Annotated in this window: 4 protein-coding genes; 1 reads left to right on the forward strand and 3 read right to left on the reverse strand. The window is 71.5% G+C overall.

Going from position 1 to position 5,331, the window contains the following annotated elements; all coding sequences use genetic code 11:
• Positions 1 to 129: 129 nt before the first annotated feature.
• The 3 genes from ACRDSQ_RS33705 to ACRDSQ_RS33715 all read right to left on the reverse strand — a co-directional run bounded on the left by ACRDSQ_RS33705 (position 130) and on the right by ACRDSQ_RS33715 (position 3,914).
• Positions 130 to 924 carry a lytic transglycosylase domain-containing protein gene (locus ACRDSQ_RS33705; RefSeq protein ID WP_431426827.1) on the reverse strand — a complete coding sequence of 265 codons (795 nt, stop codon included), beginning with the start codon at positions 922 to 924 and terminating at the stop codon, positions 130 to 132.
• Between the two features lie 167 nt (positions 925 to 1,091).
• Positions 1,092 to 1,550: a SixA phosphatase family protein gene (locus ACRDSQ_RS33710; RefSeq protein ID WP_431426829.1), complete on the reverse strand. Its 459-nt coding sequence runs from the start codon at positions 1,548 to 1,550 to the stop codon at positions 1,092 to 1,094.
• An 84-nt stretch (positions 1,551 to 1,634) separates the two neighbouring features.
• Entirely contained in the window at positions 1,635 to 3,914 is a 2,280-nt protein-coding gene (locus ACRDSQ_RS33715) for a Vgb family protein (RefSeq protein ID WP_431426831.1), read from the reverse strand.
• A gap of 188 nt (positions 3,915 to 4,102) precedes the next feature.
• Between ACRDSQ_RS33715 and ACRDSQ_RS33720 the strand changes: the two genes are divergently transcribed.
• Positions 4,103 to 5,331 (forward strand): AAA family ATPase (locus tag ACRDSQ_RS33720; protein WP_431426833.1); only part of this gene is annotated, 1,229 nt, incomplete at its 3' end.

Raw genomic sequence — 5,331 nt, forward strand, 5'->3', positions numbered from 1 at the left:
GGTTCTGCGTCGCGGCCACGGGGGAGGGGGCGGGCAGCGCCAGCACGCCGGGGTCGGACGCGCGCGAGTCGGGCTTCGCCGGGGCCTGGGGGATCGCGGTGACCCCGTTGGCATAGGTGGCGGCCCAGGTCAGGACCGTGTTGACGTACTCCTGGGAGTGGTTGTACCGAAGACCGCCTTGGCGGCCTGGCTCGGGTCCGACAGGTCCATCCCGCCCGAACAGAGGTAGCGGCCCGCGGACACCGCCGCGTCGTAGACGTTGTGCGGGTCGGCGACGCCGTCGCCGGTGGCGTCGGCGCCGTAGCGGGCCCAGGTCGCCGGGATGAACTGCATCGGGCCGACGGCCCGGTCCCAGTTGCGGTCGCCGTCGTGGGCGCCGCCGTCGGTGTCTCGGATGGCGGCGAAACCGTTGCCGTTCAACGCGGGTCCGAGGATCGGCGAGACGGTCTTGCCGTCGCCGTCGACCTGTCCGCCGCGGGCGTGGCCCGACTCGATCCGCCCGATGCTCGCCAGCAGCGACCACGTCAGGTGGCAGCCCGGCTGGGTGGTCGCCAGCAGCGATTCGGCGCGCAGGTACGCGCGGAGCACGATCTCGGGGACCGCGGCGCCGCCGACGGGCAGGGCCGCGAGGACGTCGGGCGGGATGACCGGCGCGGTGGGCTCGCCGGCGGACGGCGCGGGCAGCTCACCGTTGACGGCGTACTCCTCGTCGGCCGGGAACGGGCCGACCGGGATGACCGGCGCGATGTCACCGGACTTCGCGGCGTCCTGTGTGGACTGTGGCGACGTCGTGTCACTCGCGATCATGGCCAGCAGGACGGCGAGCGGGGTCGCCGCGGTCGCCAGTCCGGCCATCCGGCGCGGCCGCCGCGGCTTGCGCTGCTTCGCGGTCTTCACGGCCGGGGGTTTGCGATGCCTCGCCATCGAACACACCTTCCACGACGCCGCGGTGACACCTGTCACCTGTGGGTAGGGGAGACAGTGCCCGATGGCGAAGGGAAAATCACGAGTCCTTATCGCGACCCCTGAATAGTTGGCGCTTATGGAAGAGGCCCGGGACCAGCGACTGTCGCGGACTGACAAAACCCGCGCTAAGGGCGGATCTTCTCCGTCATGACCAGTTCACCGGACCGGAACCCGCGCGCACACTTCACAACCGACAATGTGGAGGTTTTGAGCACTGGGTGCTCGCCCGTGAGGCTGCCGACCAGCAGCTCGAGATCCGGGTTGTGACCGACCACCAGTACGGTCTTCACCTCGGTGAGCGCGCCCAGCAGGTCCAGGATCGCCTCGGCGCCCTCACCGTAGAGCTGCTCCTCGAACCGGACCTCCGGGACCGTGGGCAGCTCAGCCGAGACCAGGTCCCAGGTCTGGCGGGTCCGCGTCGCCGGTGAGACGAGGGCGAGGTCGATGTCCGGGATGTGCTCGGCGAGCCAGCGGCCCACGGCGGGTGCCTCCGTCCGGCCGCGGTCGGCCAGCGGCCTGCGGTAGTCGGGAACACCCTCCGGCCATGCGGACTTCGCGTGTCGCAGGATCACCAGGCGCGGCATCGAGCCTCCTCGTCGTCTGGTCCATATCGAACCAGTCGGCCGAGCGGGAGGGCGCGACCGCCCCGGTCGCGCCCTCCCTCATCCTCAGACCTGGCAGGGATTGCCGCCAGGGCTGGTCGGCTTGCCTTCGAAATTGGCCTTCGATTCCGCGATCACCACGTCGGTGAGCAGGGTGTCGAGCACGACGGCCCGCTGCGTGACGGTGGTGCCGGAGACCACCGTGCTGTTGAGCCGCAGCGACCCGATGACCAGCGGGATCGTCAGCGGCGCGCTGCCCACGGTGACCGCCACCCCGTTGATCTTCAGCCCTGCGATGTGCGACGACCCGCTGAACTGCGGCTGCAGCCCGCCGGGACCGGCCACACAGGTCACCGCCGCGTTCGAGGTGATCACCCCCAACTCGATGTTCACCAGCAGAGTGCTGATCTTCGTGTAGTCCACCTGGGCGTGCGCCGAGGCGTTGTCGCCAGCGAGCGGCGGCGCGAGCGGGTTGTCCGGCGTGACGTTCGTCGTGCCGGTCAGCGCGTTGGCCTTGACGTTGAGGATGCCCGCGTTCAGATTGACGTTCGCCACGGTCTTCGCGTCGTCGACACACGGCACGTCCGGCCCGTTGGCCTCCGCGACGATGATGCCCGCGACGTTGAGCGCCCTCGCCCGGCAGGAGAACACGCCGGTGCGCTGCGAGGTCTGGATCCGCAGGTCCGACAGCACGGGGCTGTCGCCGCTCGCGTTGGCCATCAGGGTCGCGCGGACCTCGATGTAGCGCCCGGTCAGCCCGAACGTCGTCGCGTTGGCCACCGGGACGAACGACTCGCCCGCCAGCCCGGCCTCGGTGTCCGACGCCCGCGCCTCGACGGTGATCGACGTGCCCGCGGGCACCGAACCCTCCGCCTCGGTGTTCCAGGTGACCTTGCCCCACGGCGTGCCCGCCGCGCCGCCGTCCTGCACGACCGACCACGTGCCGACCGGCGCGGTGATCTCGCCGAGCACGGACCCGGTCATGTCGCTGTAGTTGTACGGTCCGGCGCCCGCGCCGAGGTCGACGGACAGGTCGACCGCGCCGATGGTGAAGCCGCCGCCGCCCACGCCGCCCAGGGTCGGGTCGATGCGCTGGGCGTTGTTGGTGTTGATGTTGGTGACCCAGACCTTGCCGTTGGTGTCGATGGCGACACCGGTCGGTCCGTTGCCGCCGGGCAGCGTCACGTTGCCGACGTAGGTGCCGTCGGTGCGCAGGTGCCCGACCGTGGTCGCGCCGAACAGCGCGTGCGCGACCCAGACGTTGCCGTCCTTGTCGACCGCGACGCCCTGGGCGTTCGCGTTGCCGTGCGGGAACGACCCGAGCACGGTGCCGTCGGGGGCGAGTTTGACGACGCGGCCGCCGGAGAGCTGGGTGTGCCAGATCTCGCCGGTGACCGGGTCCATCCCCAGGCCGTAGTCGCCGTGCGTGGTGTTCAGGCAGGCGCCGCTGTTCGTGCCGGGCTCGTAGCGCAGCAGGTTGGCGCCGTAGCGCGCGGACCACAGGGTGCCCGCCTTGTCGATCAGGCCGCCGTAGCCCCCGCAGCCGAAGTTGATCTGCGTGCCCGCCACGGGCGCTCCGGTGCCGCCGTTCACCTGCTCGTGGTCGTTGTCGGCGCCGCCGGTCCACAGGTCGTTGCCCGAGTCGACCGCGACGGTGCGCGTGTTCGTCCCGGTCACCCGGGTGTAGTTGATGACGCACTCGTCGGCCGCGGTGCTCACGCCGCCGTTGTTGTCGGCCCCACCGGCGTTCGTCCACGGCCGGACGTCGGTGAGACCGCGGCTGGTCTCGATCTTGCCGTCGTTGTCCCGGTCCGCACAGGTGTTGTAGGAGAACGGACCCACGAGGTAGTCGCCCGCTGGGTCGGCGTTGCCGCCCGCGTCGACCCGGGTGCCGCCGACGATCACACCGACCCGGGTGACCGAGCCCTTGCCGCCCTCGGACTCGTTTCGGTTGGACAGCCAGGTGTTGCCGAGCTTGTCCACAGTGGTCCGGGACGGGTTGCGCCCGCGGCCCTCGGGCGCGGAGTACCACTCGCCGACGATCGCGCCGGTGTTGACGTCGATGCGGACCATCGTGCCGCGCGCGGAGGCGGCGACGTTGACGTACGGGAAGAACGTGCTGCTCTTGTCGAGCTGGAGCTGGTCGTTGTTCGGGCTGTCGTGGTTGACGTCCTGCAGCGCGCCCTGGTCGAAGTCGGCGTCATAGGTGTAGAGGACGTTCCGCCCCGGCACGGGGGCGGCGACGGCGGGGAGCGCGGGGATCGCCGCGAGGGGAATGGCCAGCGCGGCGCCCGCGAGGGCGACTATCGCGCGATTGGGTCTTCGGTCGCGTCTCTTCGTACGCATCGTGACGAAATCCTTCCTGATGTCCACGCCCGGGAGTGGTGGGCGGAACGGTGGTGGTGCGGACCCATGACAGGAGTCGCGCTCAGTAATCGGTGTATTACGGTCCGTTCGATGGGTATGCGGCCGACACACCACGCCGGACCGTGACGGACCTACCGCCCCGACGGCCCGCGGACGACAATCCGTGCATGCAGCGAGTGATCGGTCGCGCGACCGAGCTGACCAGGGTCGACACCGCGCTCGACGCGGCCGCGGCCGGTCGGGGCGCGGTGCTGCTCATCGCAGGTCCGGCGGGCATCGGCAAGACCCGGCTGGTCGACTGTCTGGTCACCCGTGCGGCGGAGCGCGCCATCCCGGTCGCGCGCGGCAACTGTGTGCCGGACGAGGGTGCCCCCGCGCTCTGGCCCTGGTGGCAAGCGCTTGCGGACCGCCCGGAACTCGCGGCCAGGCTCGATCTCGACACGGGTGCCGAACTCTCGGTCGGGGCCAGGATGCGCGCGTTCGACTCGCTGCTGCGCGAGCTGTCCGGACCGCCGCGGGTGATCGTGCTGGAGGACCTGCACTGGGCCGACGAGTCGACGCTGAGCCTGCTGCGGCTGGCCGTGGGCAGGCCGGGGCTCCTCGTGGCCGCGAGCTACCGCGACGACGAACAGAGTCCCGCGCTGCGGGCCGCCGTCGGGCACCTGCGCCGCGACGCCTCGACGGCGCTGCTCACACTCGCCCCGTGGTGCGGCGCGGAGGTCGCCGAGTTCGTCGCCGACCAGGCCGACCCGTCGTGGGCCGGGCTGCTGCGTCGGATGTCCGGCGGGAACCCGTTGTTCGCCGGTGAGCTGCTGACCGCGCTCAGGGCGGCGAACCTCGACCGCTCGCCCGCGACGCCGGACTGGCCCTTGGGCGTGCCGGAGCAACTGCGGGGGATCGTCGCCGCGCGGCTCGACGCGCTGTCCCCGGCCGCCGCGCGGGTCGCGCGGGCGGGCGCGGTGGTCGGCGTGGACAGCTCCGCGGAGGAGATCGCTTTGCTGGTCGGCGAATCGCCCGAGGCGGTGCGGGCGGCCGTCGAGGACGCGCGTGGTCTGCTGCGGCAGGACGGTCGGATCGCGTTCAGCCACATCCTGGTGCGGGACGCGGTGTACGGCTGTGTGTCCACATCGGACCGGCTGCGTTGGCACCGAAAGCTCGCCGAGGCCGTCGAGTCCGGAACCGTCCCCGGCGAGTCGGTCACCCACCGGCTCAGATCGATCACCGACACCGAGAGTCGGTCCGCGGCGGTCCGGGCGTGCCGGGAAGCCGCCGAGAAAGCGTTGTCCCGCTTGGCTTACGACCGGGCGGCGGAGCTGTACGACGCGGCGGCCGGGGTACTGGCGCCCGACGACCCCGACCGCGTCGACCTGCTGCTCGACGCCGCGGAGATGTGGTA

Source organism: Actinokineospora sp. (genome assembly GCF_050699995.1).
GTDB lineage: Bacteria > Actinomycetota > Actinomycetes > Mycobacteriales > Pseudonocardiaceae > Actinokineospora.

Excerpts from the sequence above, each read along its gene's own strand:
- ACRDSQ_RS33705 (WP_431426827.1), bottom strand. The coding sequence starts at position 924 with ATGGCGAGGCATCGCAAACCCCCGGCCGTGAAGACCGCGAAGCAGCGC.
- ACRDSQ_RS33710 (WP_431426829.1), bottom strand. The coding sequence starts at position 1,550 with ATGCCGCGCCTGGTGATCCTGCGACACGCGAAGTCCGCATGGCCGGAG.
- ACRDSQ_RS33715 (WP_431426831.1), bottom strand. The coding sequence starts at position 3,914 with ATGCGTACGAAGAGACGCGACCGAAGACCCAATCGCGCGATAGTCGCC.